Source organism: Streptomyces sp. NPDC059668 (assembly GCF_042734135.1).
GTDB lineage: Bacteria > Actinomycetota > Actinomycetes > Streptomycetales > Streptomycetaceae > Streptomyces.
Window position 1 is genome coordinate 101,392 of sequence record NZ_JBHWEL010000001.1, and the last position, 14,495, is coordinate 115,886.

Genomic DNA, 14,495 nt, shown 5'->3' on the forward strand with positions numbered 1-14,495 from the left:
ATTCCCGACCCCCCCCACCCGCCGGGGCCCCGGGGCCCGGCGCGGGCGCCCCCCCCCGGGGGCGCCCCCGGGGGCCCCCCCGGGCAGGCCCGCCCCGACCCGGGAGAGGGACGGGCCGGTCCGGTACCCCGGTCCGACGGAGGGCCGGCCCCTCCCGGCGCTGGGTGCGGTGGGGAGGGCCGGTGCCGTCAGACGGGGAAGTCCAGCACCGCCAGCGGGGCCGAGGTCGGCCGGGCCGAGCCGCCGGCCGGTTCCACGGTGATGCCCATGCCCGAGGCCTTGGCCAGGTTCCCGTCCAGCAGGACCGCCTCGCTGGTCCGGTGCGGGTCCATCAGACCGGCGGAGCGCATGGTGCCCGCGTCGTCGAACCACAGCTGGTAGACCTTGCCGCTGGGCGGCTTCGCCATCCCCGAGGAGATGAAGACGGCCTTGTCACGGCGGGCGGAGACGACCACCGTGCCACCGGCGCCGCCCGCCAGTCTCGCGGTACGGCTCTTCGCGTCAGGGGCGGCCAGCACCGCCGTCAGATCGGCGGTCCTGCGCTCGGCGTCCCGCGCCTGGCCGCGGGCTTCCTGGGCCCGGTCGTGCTGCCACACCGCCGTGCCGCCGAAAGCCGCCGCGGCGGCCACACAGGCGGCCAGGGCCCAGCGCGACAGGCCGCGGGTACGGCGTACGCGCCGGAGAGCCGGCACGGGGGGCGTGGCGGGCGTGGCGGGGGCCGTCCGGGGTGCTTCCTGCCGGACCGTGGTGATGTGCCGCATGACCCGGGTTTTGAGCGCGGGGTCCGTGACGGTGGCCTCGGCGAGGCCGAGCCGCGCGGCCGTGGCGGTCAGCTCACGGACCTCCTGGGCGCAGGCCTCGCAGTCGGCGGCGTGGCGCTCGAACCGGCCGCGTTCGTCCTCGTCGAGGGCGTGCAGCGCGTACGCGCCCGTCAGGGTGTGCAGGTCGGACGTGGTCATGCGGTGACCCCCAGGCAGTCACGGAGGCGGATGAGACCGTCGCGCAGCCGGGTCTTGACCGTGCCGAGCGGAAGCGTCAGCAACTCCGCCACCTCCCGGTAGGTCAGGCCGCGGTAGTACGCGAGGGTCACGGACTGGCGCTGGAGCTCCGTCAGCGTCCGCAGACAGCGCCGCACCTGTTCCCGCTCCAGCCGTGCCTCGACCTGCTCGGTCACCTCGTCGAACTCGGGTGTCCGGTCGAGGAGGGCCGCCTTGTGCTCGCGCGCCGCCGAGGCCTCGGCCGAGCGCACCCGGTCGACGGCCCGCTGGTGGGCGAGGGTGAGCACCCAGTTCATCACCGACCCGCGCTCGGGCCGGTAGCGGGCGGCGGTCCGCCACACCTCGACCAGTACCTCCTGCGCCACCTCCTCCGACTGGGCCAGGTCGCGCAGCACCCGGCGCACGATGCCGAGCACGGGCCCCGCCACGACGTCGTAGACCGCGGCGAAAGCCTCCTGGTCGCCCCGGGCGACGTCGGCCATCAGGTCCGGCAGACTGGGTTCCGCCGCCGGGTTTCTCCCGATTTCCACGGCTTCCTTCACGGGGTGGTCCTCCAAGTGGGGCGATCGGTTCGGGACTGATCCGGAGCAGGTCCGGCCGCGGATTGGCCCACGGCGGGAGAATTCCCGATGCGACCCCGGGCGCGGCGGCACCGCGTCGGCGCGGGACGCGGGCGAGCCGGTCCCGGTGCCGGGCGGTCGCCGCCGGTCCTCACCTGCCGGCCCGCGTGAGCAGGCGGTGTCGCAGCGGACGCCGACCGCGCCGGCAGTGGCTCCCGACGGTGCGAGGCGGCCGGACGTCGCCCGGCGAACACCGGGGCGACGGGTACACCAGGTCTTCCCAGCGGTGGTGCACGGCGGTCGGGCGGCGCTCGTCGCCGTCCGCGAGCCCCCGGGTGATCTCGGCGCCGGTGGGCGTCCCGGGCCCGGGCCTCGACTCCGCAGCGCGCCCCGCGGCGATCCGATCTGCGGCCATGACCAGGACTCCTCGGTTCGGACGGGGGTGTACGGGACGCCTCCCGTGCGGTGCGCTCAGGGCTCCATCGTGTGAAGCGCGGGACATCCGGGACAACTTGCATCGTTTCTGCGTCGTATAGTCGCCGCATGGGCGAGGACCGACCGACAGAGCTGTCAGAACCGGCCGCGGAGCCCGTCGAGACGGGCGTCACCACGGGTGCGCTGGCCCGCCGGCTCGGAGTGTCGCCCACCACGCTGCGCTCCTGGGACCGGAGGTACGGGGTGGGTCCCGCGGTCCGTTCGGACGGACGGCACCGCCGCTGGACTCCGCAGGACGTGGCGATGCTGGAGGAGATGTGCCGGCTGACCTCCGCGGGGGTGCCGCCCGCCGAGGCGGCCAGGACCGCGCGGAAGGGCGTCGACCTGGCCCCTCACGCCCCGGACCTGTCCGCGGGGCCCGGCCGTCTCGGCCGGCAGCGTTCACAGGCGGCCGGCGCGCTGCCGCTCGGTGACGTCCGGCAGGAGTGCAGGGGCCTCGCGCGCGCCGCCGTGCGCCTCGACGCCCCCGCGATGGACGACCAGCTGGCCTCGCTCGTGGATCGGCACGGCCTGGTCGTCGCCTGGGACGAGGTGATGGTGCCCACCCTGCACGCGGTGGGACGCAAGTGGGAGTCCTCCGGCGACCGTTACGTGGAGGTGGAGCACCTGCTGTCCTGGCACATCTCCCGGACCCTCCACCGGGCCACCGAGCCGGCCCGGCCCGACGCCCCCGCCACCGGTCCCGGGCCCGTGGTGCTGGCGTGCGTCCCCGGCGAGCAGCACAGCCTGCCGTTGCAGGCGCTGCACGCCGGACTCGCCGAACTCGGCCTGCCCACAAGGATGTTCGGTGCGGCCGTGCCCACCGAGGCACTGACCGCGGCGGTACGGCGGCTGGGCCCGACGGCCGTCGTGCTGTGGGCCCAGACCCGTTCGACGGCCGATGTCCCCCTCGCCCGGCACGTCGCCGGAACGCACTGGGGAGTCAAGGGCGCCCGCAACCACCCCGCCGTCGTGCTGGGCGGCCCCGGCTGGGCCGGACGCCCGCTGCGCGGGATGCTCCGGCCGCCGGGACTGCGGGACGCCCTCGGGTCCCTGAGGGGCCTGTACGACAGCGTCGCCCCGGTCCCGGGAGGCTGAGGTCCCGGGCCGGGGCGACGCGCCCGGCTCACCGCACCGTCGGTGAGGGTGACGCGGAGCTCCCCGCGGGCGGGGTGAGGACGGCGGTCGGCTCGCCCGGCGCGGGCGCGGGCGGCGTGACGTTCTGGGCAGGCAGCTTCGGCGGGGTGGTCTCCTGGAACAGCACCTGATCGAAGTTGACCAGTCCGGTCTTCTCCATCACCGTGATGTGGTCCAGCACCGTGTCGTTGGCCTGGTCGGCCAGCTGGCGCACCAGGGAGTTCTCGGTGGTGGACCTGATCTTCGCGACGGTGAGGAAGATCGTCCCGTGGGTCAGCCGCAGGATGTTGGCGAAGTCCGTGTCGAACTGCTTGCCGCTGTCCGCGGTCAGGGTCGAGACGAAGCCCTGCTGTTGCGGGGACGGCTTGTTGGGGATGGTGATGCCGAGCGTGGCGGCGACCTTGCGGTCGGTGTCGTCCAGCGCGGCGTGGCCCCTGATCAGGTGGTCGCCGGCGGTTCTGACCGCCGGGATGGTGCCCTTCTGGAGCGCCAGCTGTCCGACCGGGTACTCCCAGAGTCCCGCCGCCCGCACCTTGACGACGAAGTCACGGTCCGCCTCGGTCAGCGGGCCCGTCGGAGTGTTGGCGATCACGCGGTTCGGGGCGCTGGACGTGGTCTGCACGCCGATCACGGCAGGGTACGCGAGCGCGGCGAGTGTCATGGTCAACGCACCTGCCACGAAGAGCGTTCCTGCGTTCCGTGCAATGCGCATCGAGCCTCCTGGCGGGGCGGCAGCGCGGAGCGGGCAGCTCCGTCGTGCCGCTCGGTGAATCCGGTGCGAGTGGATCCGGTTGACGACTGATTCCGACGCCCACCAGTACGCACGCGTTCGACGAGAAAATCTCTATCAATAGTAAAATCCCTGGTGGCTTCCTTCAGCCACGGCCCCGGGCGTTCTTGAAGCGGGCCAGCGCGTCGGAAAGTTCGACCACGGGGTCCGGGTAATCGTAGGCGGCGCGGTCCAGCCCCCGCAGCTTCCACGGCTCGTGCACGGCGGCGCCCTCGATCCCCTCGAGTTCGGGCACCCACCGCCGGACGTACACCCCGTCCGGGTCGTAACGCTTCGCCTGGATCACGGGGTTGAGGACCCGGTTGGGCCGGGTGTCCGTGCCCGTCCCGGCCATCCACTGCCAGTTGAGCTGGTTGTTGGCGACGTCGCCGTCCACCAGGAGGTCGAGGAAGTGCCGGGCCCCGACCCGCCAGTCCACGTACAGCGTCTTGGTGAGGAAGCTCGCCGTCAGCAGCCGCCCCCGGTTGTGCATCCACCCCTCGTGGCGCAGCTGGCGCATCGCCGCGTCGATCACCGGATAGCCGGTGCGCCCCTCCTTCCAGGCGGCGATGTCCTCCCGCGCCTCGGACTCCGGGCGCCAGCGGTCGTGCCGGGTGCGGTAGTCGGCCGTGGCCGCGTCCGGCCGCGCGGCGAGCACCTGGTGGTGGAAGTCCCGCCAGGCGAGCTGCCGTACGAAGGCCTCGGCGCCCGCCCCGCCCGCGCCGCGCGCCCGGTGCACCAGCTCGACCGGGGAGAGCGAGCCGAAGTGCAGGTGCGGGGAGAACTTGGAGGTGGCGTCGCCGGGCAGGTCGTCGTGCCGGTCCTCGTACGACGCGATCCCGTTCCGCAGCCAGGAGGCGAGTCTCCTGCGGGCCTCCGTCTCGCCGCCGCGCGCCAGTCCTTCCGACACTCCGGACAGGCCCTCGCGGGAGGGGACCGGCTCCGAGCCGACACCGTCCGGCACCCGGATCGCCCGCGGTGCGGCGATCGCGCCGCGCAGCGACTGCTGCGACCAGTGCCGGAAGTACGGGGTGAAGACCGCGAAGTGGTCCGAGGAGACCGGGGTGACGGCACCGGGAGCGAGCGCGGTGATCACGGTGTCGTGGACGTGCAGCCGGCACCCCTCGGCCTCCAGGGCCGTGCGCAACCGGTCCTCGCGGCGGCGCGCGTAGGCGCTGACGCCCGCGGCCATGTGCACCTCGTCGGCGTCCGCCTCGGAGACCACCTTGCACACCTGGGCGGCCACGTCACCGGAGCGCACCACCAGCCGTCCGCCCCGTTCGCGCAGCCCGGCGTCGAGGTCCGCCAGACAGTCCGCGAGGAACGCCATCCGGTTGGGGGCGGTGAAACCGGCCGCGGCGACGGCGTCGTCGCGCACGAAGAGGGGGACCAGCGCGGTCGACCCGTCGTGGGCCGCCCGCAGCGCCGGATGGTCGTGCAGACGCAGGTCCGAGGTGAACAGGACGACCGAGACGTTCATGGTGGTGGCTCCGGGATCGGCTGGGCTGACGGGTGCGGGCGGGACGAGGGTCACGCCGCGAGGGGTACGGCCATTCCCGCTTCGGTCCCGTGGGCCCCTACGGATGCGGAGCGCGCGGGAGCGGCGGGAACGGGACCGGGCGGAGGCGGCCGCGAGGTCGGCGGGGGGCGGGCGGACGTGGGGTCAGGGAGTCGACGCGGATTCCGGTTCCGTCGCGGGGGCGCTGTCGGCCGCGTGCTTGACGGCCGCCTTCGCGATGTTGCGGGCCATGCCGCCGAACACGACGGCGTGGAACGGCGAGACGCTCCACCAGTAGGCGTGCCCCAGCAGGCCGTGGGGATGGAACATGGCCCGCTGCCGGTAGCGTGATCCGCCGTCGTCGCTCGTCTCCGCGTACATCTCCAGCCAGGCCAGCCCCGGCAGCCGCATCTCCGCGCGCAGCCGCAGCAGATGACCGGGCTCGATCTCCTCGACCCGCCAGAAGTCGAGCGAGTCACCCGCCCGCAGCCGGGACGCGTCACGCCGCCCGCGCCGCAGACCGACACCGCCCACCAGCCGGTCCATCCAGCCGCGGACGGCCCAGGCGAGAGGGAAGGAGTACCAGCCGTTGTCGCCGCCGATGCCCTCGATCACCTTCCACAACGCCTCGCGCGGCGCGTCCACGCTCAGCTCGCGACGGTCGGTGTAGAGGCTGCCGCCCGCCCAGTCGGGGTCGGTGGGGAGCGGATCGCTGGGCGCGCCGGGCACCGAGGCCGACGACCACCTCGTGGTGACCTGGGCGTCCCGCACCCGTTGCAGCGCCAGGGACACCGCCTCGTCGAAGCCGATCGGACGTCCCGGCGGATCGGGCACGTACCGGACGATGTCGTGCTCGTGGCACACGACCTCGTGCCGCAGCGACTCGGTGAGCGGGCGCGCGATGGACGCGGGCACCGGCGTGACCAGGCCGACCCAGTGACTGGACAGCCGCGGAGTGAGCACCGGCACGGGGAAGATGAGCCTGCGGGGCAGCCCGGCGATGGTCGCGTACCGCCGCATCATCTCCAGGTACGTCAGGATCTCGGGACCGCCGATGTCGAACGTCCGGTTGACGTCGGCGGGCATCCGGGCGCTGCCGACCAGGGTGCGCAGCACGTCCCGTACGCCCATCGGCTGGATGCGGGTGTGCACCCAGCTCGGCGTCACCATCACCGGAAGCCGCTCCGTGAGATACCGCAGCATCTCGAAGGACGCCGAGCCGGAGCCGATGATCACCGCGGCCCGCAGCACCGTGGCCGGTACGCCGGAGCGCAGCAGGATGCGGCCGACCTCGGTGCGGGACCTCAGGTGCGGGGACAGTTCCTTCTCCGGCACGCCCTGCGGGGTGAGCCCGCCCAGGTAGACGATGCGCCGGACGCCGGCCGCGCGGGCCTGCTCGCCGAAGATCCGCGCCGCCTCGCGGTCGGTCGCCTCGAACTCGTGGCCCGTACCGAGGGCGTGGACGAGGTAGTACGCGACATCCATGTCGCGCATCGCCTCGGCCACCGAGTCTGCGTCCAGGACGTCGCCCCGTACGACGTCCGCCTCGCCCGCCCATGGGTAGTCGCGCAGCTTGGCGGGTGAGCGGGCGAGACAGCGCACCCGGTGTCCCTCCGCCAGCAGCTCGGGGACCAGGCGCCCGCCGATGTAGCCCGTGGCACCGGTCACCAGACACCTCAGGCCGGTGTCGTCCTCGCTCATGGGTCCCTCCGTCGTCCGCCGCGTCGCCCCCTTTCCGATCCCCCTCGTCATGCCTTCCCCGCGGAAGGTGACGGCGGATGCGCGGAAGCGGTCTTTCCGGCTACCGGGGATGCCGGAGAAGGCGGACGGCGGACCCCTGTGGGCCGATCGTGTGGCCGGAGGGGACGACGGTGACGACCGAGCGGGTGACCCACCACCCGGGGGCGGTCCTGGGCGGGAGGGGGCCGAGGCGCCCGGTCTCCGGGCCTTCGCCGTGCGGCCGTGCCGCGTCGACGGGGGAGATCGTCCGTCTGTTTCATGCCGTGCTGTTCCATGCCGTGGGCGAACACGCTCCGCGCGCGACCGACGCACAGGCGCCGGCCGCGATCCTCGACGCGCCCGCCCGCCCGTCCGTACCCGGTCCCGCTCAAGTCGCGCGGGATCCTGGACATGTCCACGGACATCACGGGCAAGCGAATTCCAGGCGACTCGGCGGTCCGAGTCGAAAGCCGGAGCTGGAGGTGTCCGCCGCTATGGGCGCGAAGGTGCTGGAACGATTTCCCGCAGGGTCCCCGCGCGGATCCTGGACGGCGGAGGAGTACGCCGCCCGACGCCGTACCGAGGGTCAGCCGGCCACCGTGGTGATGGACCTGAAGTCGGATGCGTTCCTCGTGGTCGTCCCGTCGGGCGACGAGGACTGAGCGCCGCGGCACGCCGGTCGGCGAGCCGCGGTCGCGCTCGGAGCCACGGCCCGTCACCGATCGGGGTCACCGACCGGATCCAGTGAGCCGCCGTTGTCCAGACGGGCCGACACCCGGGTGCGGGAGTCCCTCGGCGCGCGGACGGCGAGCGTCCGGCCCCGCTGCCGGGCCGTCACCTCGCCGGTCACGTCGATAAGGGTGACCGCCCGGCTGCCGGCCGCCAGCAGGTACCAGTGACCGGTGCGCGAACGCCAGTGGACGTCGGCCACCACGTGCTGGCCGAACCTGCTGCAGGCCGCCGTGGACCGGGCCCGGCCGACCACCTCCGCCGGAGCGGACGGGGAGGCGGCCGGCGCGCGCAGCACCAGCTCCACGTCACCGGGCCCGCGCCAGGTCGAGGCCCGCGCGCAGGTCCACACCGCGTGTCCGCCCCGCTCCGGCAGCTCCTGCTCGGCGAAGTCCCAGGCGTTGACCGCCCGCACACCGGTGGCCCGCAACGCTTCGAGCCCGCACGCCAGATGCGCCCAGGCGAGCAGGGCCGGACCACCCGTCGCCTCGCGGGGCTGGCGGGCCGGAGGGGTCCCGTGTCCCGGCAGCGGGGTGTACGTGAGGTGCGCCGGGGACAACTCGCCGAGGTCGGTCAGCAGGAACGCGTGCTTCTCCACGATGCGTGCGGAGGACCGCAGTTGCAGCACCGGCCGGGTGTCGCAGGCCGCTCTCCTCGCGGGGGCGGGGACGGACTCGGTGACGCCGTCCCGGGCGACACCGACCGGCCGCGCGGGGGAGTCGGGGCGCAACAGGTCACGCCTGTGCGCCTCCGCGATCCACGGTGCGAGGAGGTACCGGGCGCCACGGGCACCGCGGTGGACGACCAGAGCGGCGGCGGTCGTCACGTCCGAGTCGTCGGCCCGCGCCAGGGCGAGGGCACCGTGCCCGGGGGAGCCCAGCGGCTCGCTGTAGCGCACCACCCGCCGGCCGTCGTACAGGAGCACCACGGCGTCGCCGTCGACGTCTCCGGCGTAGAGCAGCTGGGGCGAGCGCGGCGGGGGGTCCGCCGGGGTGCCGGGCGTCGTGGTCACGCGCAGCGCGGGCGCGGGGCGGCTCCACGTGGACAAAGCCCTCGCCAGCAGTTCCCGGTCGTGCGCGCGGGCGCCCCGCGCGGGCCACGCGGTGAGGTCGACCCGGGAGGTGTCGGCCCAGACGCCTCCGGCCGTGCGGACCAGGTCGTCGGGTCCGGGGAGCCCCGCGCCGGTACGGGAGCCGGTGGCCGGCCGGGACGGCGTGGACCCCTGGCCGGCGACCGTCAGCATCAACCCGGTGATCACGGCGGCGGTCAGCGCGGCCCACAGGAACCGCACACGTCGTCGGCGGCGCAGCAGGTCGGTGGGCCGGGTCTGCACCGAGCAGGCGTCGAACTCCCTCGACGTGAGCAGGGTGCGCGCCGCCGCGCCCGACGACTCGTCCAGCCGGTTCGCCGACCGCAGGGCACCCTCGGGGTCGGCGACGCCCGCCGCGCGCAGCAGGGTCTCGACCGTCGCGTCGGCGAGCCCGTCCACCCGGCGCAGCACGAACGCCGCGCGCCCCGCGGGCGTCGTACCCGCCAGGGCCTGGCTCAGGGCGATCTCCTCGGCGCCGCCCGCGCGCGGGAAGAGCCGCAGTCCCCAGACGACGGGCAGCGTGGGGAGCACCGTGCGGGGCGGCGGCATCCCGCGGGGCCAGCCGCGCGGGGAGCGGCCGTGCGCCAGGGCGGAGCGCACGACCTGACCGCGCAGGCGGTCCTTCTCCGCGACGGACTGGGGCGCCGCCCCACGCGGGGCCGGCACCAGGGGCCCGGGCCGTCCGCTCCGGGCGCCCGGCAGCGACCGCTGCACCAGCGAGTGCGCCACGAGAATCCGACGGTGCCTGCTCAGCGACGCGGGCAGCGTCAGATACGCGAGCCGCACCAGGTCGCTGTACTCCTCGACCAGGGCCGCCTCGGCCCGGTCGAGTCCGGTCCTGCCGCGGCGGACGGCACGGGGAAACGGAGGGAGGGGCATGGAACGAATGCCTTCCGAAGGAGCTGGCGTCCTGTCACGCCTATCCGTCAAACGAGTGACTCTTCGGATGGTCACAGCACGCGGTGTCCCGGGCGTGCGCGGGGCCGCCTCAGGCCGTTGCCGCCAGATCCCCGCCGAGCTCCGCGGACCTGCGCACGAACGCGTCGCGCAGGTCGGCCGCGGCGCGTGGCACGGAGTCCGTCCTGCGGCGCCGGAGCATCAGCAGGACCCGCGTCGCGCCGTCGGTGAGCGGGCGGTACGTGAGGGCCCCGCACCGCTCCAGAGGATCGCCGATGACACTGAAGTCGGGCAGAACGGTGGCGCCGAGGCCCTCGGCGACCATGAGCTTTCCCATCTCGGCGCCGTCGGTCGAGTACGACAGGGACGGTCCGCGGCCCTCCAGGAACCGGTGCAGGTAACGGTGCATGACATAGCCGGAGCGCATCGCGATCAGGGGCTCGCGCCCGTCGAGCAGGTCGGCCGGCGACACGGCGGACGACGCGGCCAGCGGACTGTCCGGGCGTACGCACACCACCGGCCGTCCGCGCAGCAGTTCGGTCGTCTCGAAACCGGCGGGCATGTCGTCGCCGTCCAGGTGGTTCACCAGCCCCAGATCGAGACCGCCCTCCGAGAGGGCCCGGTGGATCTCCGACTGCTGGGCGCCGACCACTTCGACCTGGGTCTGCGGGTGCGTCGCGCGAAAGCCCCGGACGACCGGGATGAGCAGCGGTACCGTCGCCGCGTTCACCGTGCCGACCCGGACCATCCGGCTGATGCGGTGCTGCTCGCCCGCCGCGCCGCGCAGCCGGTCGACCGCGTCCAGCACGTTGATGATGTGCGGCAGCAGTTCGCGCCCCTCGGCGCTCATCCGGGCGCCGGACCGCTTGCGCTCCAGCAGGTCCACACCGAGTTCGCGCTCCAGGTTCCGTACGGTCTCGCTCAGCGCGGGCTGTGAGAGGTGGAGTTCCTCGGCGGCCCGCCGCAACGAACCGAGCCGGGTGACCGCCGCGATGTATTCCAGCTGCTCTGTGCGCACCGCAGCAGCATGCGGCCGCCGGCGCCGGCGGTTCAAGGGATGCCCTGTCACGCCTTCGTGAAATTCGCCGGTCCGGGATGCGAGACCGGGCCGCCGTTCCTTGACGGTCCGGACCGGCGGCTGCCACGATCGGCCACATGAAGATGCGACTGGACCTCACGCGACGACGCCACGTCGACCTCGCGCGTGTCTCCAGCGCCTTCTGTTGTCGCGAAGCCTGACGATCCCGACGGTAGGGTCCCCTTCGCACCGGCCGCCCGCCCGCGAGTGAATCTCCCCCGCGGGGCACACCGCTGCCTTCTCCGCTCCCTGCCGCATGCCGTTTCCCGCCCGCGTTCCCCGTGACCCGCCGGGCCGCCCTTCGTCATGCCCTCACCGCACACCGGGAGTTCTCCGTGTCCGCAACCGAACCCGTCCGCTTCGCCTACTGGGTCCCCAACGTCAGTGGCGGCCTGGTCACCAGCACGATCGAGCAGCGCACCGACTGGGGCTACGACTACAACCGCGAACTGGCCGTCCTCGCCGAGAACAACGGCTTCGAGTACGCGCTGAGCCAGGTCCGCTACATGGCCGGCTACGGCGCCGAGTTCCAGCACGAGTCGACCGGCTTCAGCCTGGCCCTGCTCCTGGCCACCGAGCGGCTGAAGGTCATCGCCGCCGTCCACCCGGGGCTGTGGCACCCGGGGGTCCTGGCCAAGTTCGGCGCCACCGCCGACCACCTCTCGAACGGCCGCTTCGCCGTCAACGTGGTCAGCGGCTGGTTCAAGGCGGAGTTCACCGCGCTCGGCGAACCCTGGCTGGAGCACGACGAGCGCTACCGGCGCTCGGAGGAGTTCATCCGCGCCCTGCGCCGGATCTGGACCGAGGACCACGCCGAACTCGCCGGTGACTTCTACCGGTTGCGCGACTTCACCCTGAAGCCCAAGCCCCTCGACGTCCCCGGGCGTCCGCACCCGGAGATCTTCCAGGGCGGCAACTCCACCGCCGCCCGCGCCATGGCGGGCCGGGTCTCCGACTGGTACTTCTCCAACGGCAAGGACTTCGACGGAGTCGTCGAACAGATCGCGGACGTAAGGGCGTCGGCGGAGCAGGCCGGCCGCAGGCCACCCCGGTTCGGACTCAACGGGTTCCTGATCGCCCGGGACACCGAGGCCGAGGCCCGCGACACCCTGCGCGAGATCGTCGCCCGGGCCGACACCGAGGCTGTCGAGGGCTTCGGCGCCGCGGTGAAACAGGCCGGACAGTCCACCGGCGACGGCAAGGGCATGTGGCAGGACTCCCGCTTCGAGGACCTGGTCCAGTACAACGACGGCTTCCGTACGGGGCTGATCGGGACCCCGGAGCAGATCGCCGAGCGGATCGTCGCCTACAAGCGTCTCGGCGTCGACCTCCTCCTGCTCGGCTTCCTGCACTACCACGAGGAGGTCGAGTACTTCGGCCGCCGTGTGCTGCCCCTGGTACGCGAGTTGGAGGCCGGGCTGCCCGACACCGAGCCCGGGTCCGTCGCCGCGCACGTCTGACACCCGTACCCCTACGCCGCTCACGAAAGAGGGCCCATGGCCACCGTCCTGTCCGTATCCGGCAGTCCTTCCGTCTCCTCCCGTACCGCGAAACTCCTGCGCCACCTGGACGACCGGCTGGTCGCGCAGGGGCACCGGGTGACCCCGCTCGACGTCCGTACGATCCCCGCCGAGGCGCTGCTCGGCGCGGACTTCAAGCATCCCGCGGTCGTCGAGGCGACCGAACTCTTCGCCCGCGCCGACGGCGTGGTCATCGGCACCCCCGTCTACAAGGCGGCCTACTCCGGTGTCCTCAAGGCGCTGCTCGACCTGCTCCCGCAGTACGCGCTCACCGGGAAGACCGTGCTGCCGCTCGTCACCGGGGGCAGCACCGCACATGTCCTCGCCCTCGACTACGCCCTGCGGCCGGTGCTCAACTCCATGGGCGCCGCGCACATCGTCCAGGGCTGGTTCACCCTGGACAAGGACATCACCACCGGGGAGGACGGGGGAGTCGTCCTGGCCCCTGGCACGGCCGAGGCCCTGGCCCAGGTGGTCGACCAGTTCTCGGCGGTCCTGGGCCGCACACCGCTGCTGGCCGCGGCGGGCTGACCCCGTGTCCGCGCAGACGACGCCCGAGGACCTGTCCGGCCAGCCGACGCCGGGTGACGTGCCCGGCGGGACGACCCCCCTCGACGGGCAGGACGGCAGGACGCCCGGTGGGACGACGACCGGTGAACCGACCGCCGCAGTGATCGCCGACGACGCCGAGGCACTGGCCGTCGCCGCCGCGCTCGCCTCGGAGTTCCGCGCCGGAGCCTCCGCACGGGACGCCGGACGGCGCCTGCCGCGCGCCGAGTTGGAGCGACTCTCGGCGTCCGGGCTGCTCGCCGTCACCGTGCCCGCCGAGTACGGCGGGGCGGATGTCCGGCAGGAGACCCTCGCGGAGATCTTCCGGCTGCTGGCCTCAGCCGACGCCAGCCTCGCCCAGATCCCGCAGAACCACTTCGTGTACGTCAACGTGATTTGCCGTCAGGGCAGCTTGGAACAGCGGGAGTTCTTCTTCGGCGAGGTACTCGCGGGACGGCGGTTCGGCAACGCCCAGTCCGAGGCGGGCACCCGGCACGTCCAGGACATCCGCACCCGACTGGACCAGCGGCCCGACGGCTCGTACCTCCTGACCGGCGTCAAGCACTACTCCACGGGCGCGCTCTTCGCCGACTGGATCCCCGTCCTGGCCCGCGCCGAGGACGGCGAGCTGCACGTCGCCTACGTCCCCCGGGAGGCGGAGGGGGTCACGGTCGTCGACGACTGGGACGGCATGGGGCAGCGTACGACGGCGAGCGGCACCGTCCGTCTGGACGCCGTCCGGGTCCCCGCCGACCGGGTCGTCCCGCACCACCTCACCTTCCGCGGACCCCAGCTGCACGGCGCGGTGGCCCAGTTGCTGCACGCCGCCATCGACGCGGGGATCGCGGCGGGCGCGCTCGCCGAGGCCGCCGACTTCGTCCGGACGAAGAGCCGGCCGTGGTTCGAGAGCGGCGTGGAGACGGCGGCCGAGGACCCGCTGCTCATCCAGCGATTCGGTGAACTCGCGATCCAGGTGCGGGCGTCCGAGGCACTGCTCGGCGTGGCGGCCCGCGCGGTCGACGCGGCCCGCGACCACCTCACCGAGGACTCGGCGGCCGAGGCGTCGATCGCCGTGGCGGCCGCGAAGGTGCACACCTCCGCCACCGCCGTGGAGGTGGCGGGCGCCCTCTTCGAGCTGGCCGGCACCCGCTCGGCACTCGACTCCCTCAATCTGCACCGCCATTGGCGCGACGCCCGCACCCACACCCTGCACGACCCGGCCCGCTGGAAGATCCAGCACATCGGCCGGTACACGCTCAACGGCACCCAGCCACCCCGTCACGGCCTGCTCTGAACGGAGACCCCCACGTGTCCCTCACCTTCCACTGGTTCCTGCCCACCAACGGAGACAGCCGGCATGTCGTCGGGGGGGGGGGGGGCGCCCCGCGCCGGGGGGGGGGGGGGGTCCGGGCGGCGCGCGGGGCGTAGGTGATCCCCTGCGGCCGCGGCCGCGCGGGCGGGGGCTTGGTCGGGGCGG

At 73.7% G+C, this 14,495-nt stretch carries 13 protein-coding genes; 6 read left to right on the forward strand and 7 right to left on the reverse strand.

Annotation, left to right across the window (positions count from 1 at the left end):
* Positions 1-188 precede the first annotated feature (188 nt).
* Complete coding sequence (locus tag ACFV2J_RS00415) at positions 189-959, reverse strand: anti-sigma factor domain-containing protein (protein ID WP_385097607.1); 771 nt, start codon at positions 957-959, stop codon at positions 189-191.
* Positions 956-1,540: a sigma-70 family RNA polymerase sigma factor gene (locus ACFV2J_RS00420; protein WP_153292381.1), complete on the reverse strand. Its 585-nt coding sequence runs from the start codon at positions 1,538-1,540 to the stop codon at positions 956-958. Before ACFV2J_RS00420 ends, ACFV2J_RS00415 begins: the two co-directional genes overlap by 4 nt.
* Before the next feature lie 561 nt (positions 1,541-2,101).
* Between ACFV2J_RS00420 and ACFV2J_RS00425 the strand changes: the two genes are divergently transcribed.
* On the forward strand, positions 2,102-3,130 hold the full coding sequence (locus ACFV2J_RS00425; protein WP_385097604.1) for a MerR family transcriptional regulator: 1,029 nt from the start codon (positions 2,102-2,104) through the stop codon (positions 3,128-3,130).
* Positions 3,131-3,158: 28 nt separating this feature from the next.
* Here ACFV2J_RS00425 and ACFV2J_RS00430 read toward each other — a convergent pair whose 3' ends face one another.
* The 3 genes from ACFV2J_RS00430 to ACFV2J_RS00440 form a co-directional block, all read right to left on the reverse strand.
* On the reverse strand, positions 3,159-3,881 hold the full coding sequence (locus tag ACFV2J_RS00430) for a DUF4142 domain-containing protein (RefSeq protein WP_385436755.1): 723 nt from the start codon (positions 3,879-3,881) through the stop codon (positions 3,159-3,161).
* A 163-nt stretch (positions 3,882-4,044) separates the two neighbouring features.
* Positions 4,045-5,418, reverse strand: a complete 1,374-nt coding sequence (locus tag ACFV2J_RS00435; RefSeq protein ID WP_385097504.1) for a cryptochrome/photolyase family protein — start codon at positions 5,416-5,418, stop codon at positions 4,045-4,047.
* Positions 5,419-5,601: 183 nt separating this feature from the next.
* Positions 5,602-7,137 carry an SDR family oxidoreductase gene (locus tag ACFV2J_RS00440; protein WP_385436757.1) on the reverse strand — a complete coding sequence of 512 codons (1,536 nt, stop codon included), beginning with the start codon at positions 7,135-7,137 and terminating at the stop codon, positions 5,602-5,604.
* Between the two features lie 512 nt (positions 7,138-7,649).
* On the opposite strand from ACFV2J_RS00440, the gene ACFV2J_RS00445 reads away from it, so the two are divergent.
* Positions 7,650-7,817 (forward strand): hypothetical protein, encoded by a 168-nt coding sequence (locus ACFV2J_RS00445; protein ID WP_194280782.1) that lies wholly within the window; start codon positions 7,650-7,652, stop codon positions 7,815-7,817.
* Between the two features lie 53 nt (positions 7,818-7,870).
* Here the strand turns inward: ACFV2J_RS00445 and ACFV2J_RS00450 are convergent, their stop codons facing one another.
* Positions 7,871-9,853, reverse strand: coding sequence for a hypothetical protein (locus ACFV2J_RS00450; protein WP_385436759.1), 1,983 nt, complete (start codon positions 9,851-9,853; stop codon positions 7,871-7,873).
* 109 nt (positions 9,854-9,962) lie between these two features.
* Entirely contained in the window at positions 9,963-10,889 is a 927-nt protein-coding gene (locus tag ACFV2J_RS00455; RefSeq protein WP_385096224.1) for a LysR family transcriptional regulator, read from the reverse strand.
* A gap of 143 nt (positions 10,890-11,032) precedes the next feature.
* Here ACFV2J_RS00455 and ACFV2J_RS00460 point away from each other — a divergent pair, with 143 nt between their 5' ends.
* From ACFV2J_RS00460 to ACFV2J_RS00475, 4 genes are all read left to right on the forward strand, one after another.
* A complete protein-coding gene (locus ACFV2J_RS00460; RefSeq protein WP_385096233.1) occupies positions 11,033-11,110 on the forward strand; it encodes a putative leader peptide in 78 nt (25 codons plus the stop codon).
* Between the two features lie 174 nt (positions 11,111-11,284).
* On the forward strand, positions 11,285-12,409 hold the full coding sequence (gene sfnG, locus ACFV2J_RS00465; protein WP_385436762.1) for a dimethylsulfone monooxygenase SfnG: 1,125 nt from the start codon (positions 11,285-11,287) through the stop codon (positions 12,407-12,409).
* Positions 12,410-12,445: 36 nt separating this feature from the next.
* On the forward strand, positions 12,446-13,000 hold the full coding sequence (ssuE, locus tag ACFV2J_RS00470) for an NADPH-dependent FMN reductase (protein WP_385096230.1): 555 nt from the start codon (positions 12,446-12,448) through the stop codon (positions 12,998-13,000).
* Positions 13,001-13,139: 139 nt separating this feature from the next.
* Positions 13,140-14,312, forward strand: coding sequence for an SfnB family sulfur acquisition oxidoreductase (locus ACFV2J_RS00475; protein WP_385096237.1), 1,173 nt, complete (start codon positions 13,140-13,142; stop codon positions 14,310-14,312).
* Positions 14,313-14,495 lie beyond the last annotated feature (183 nt).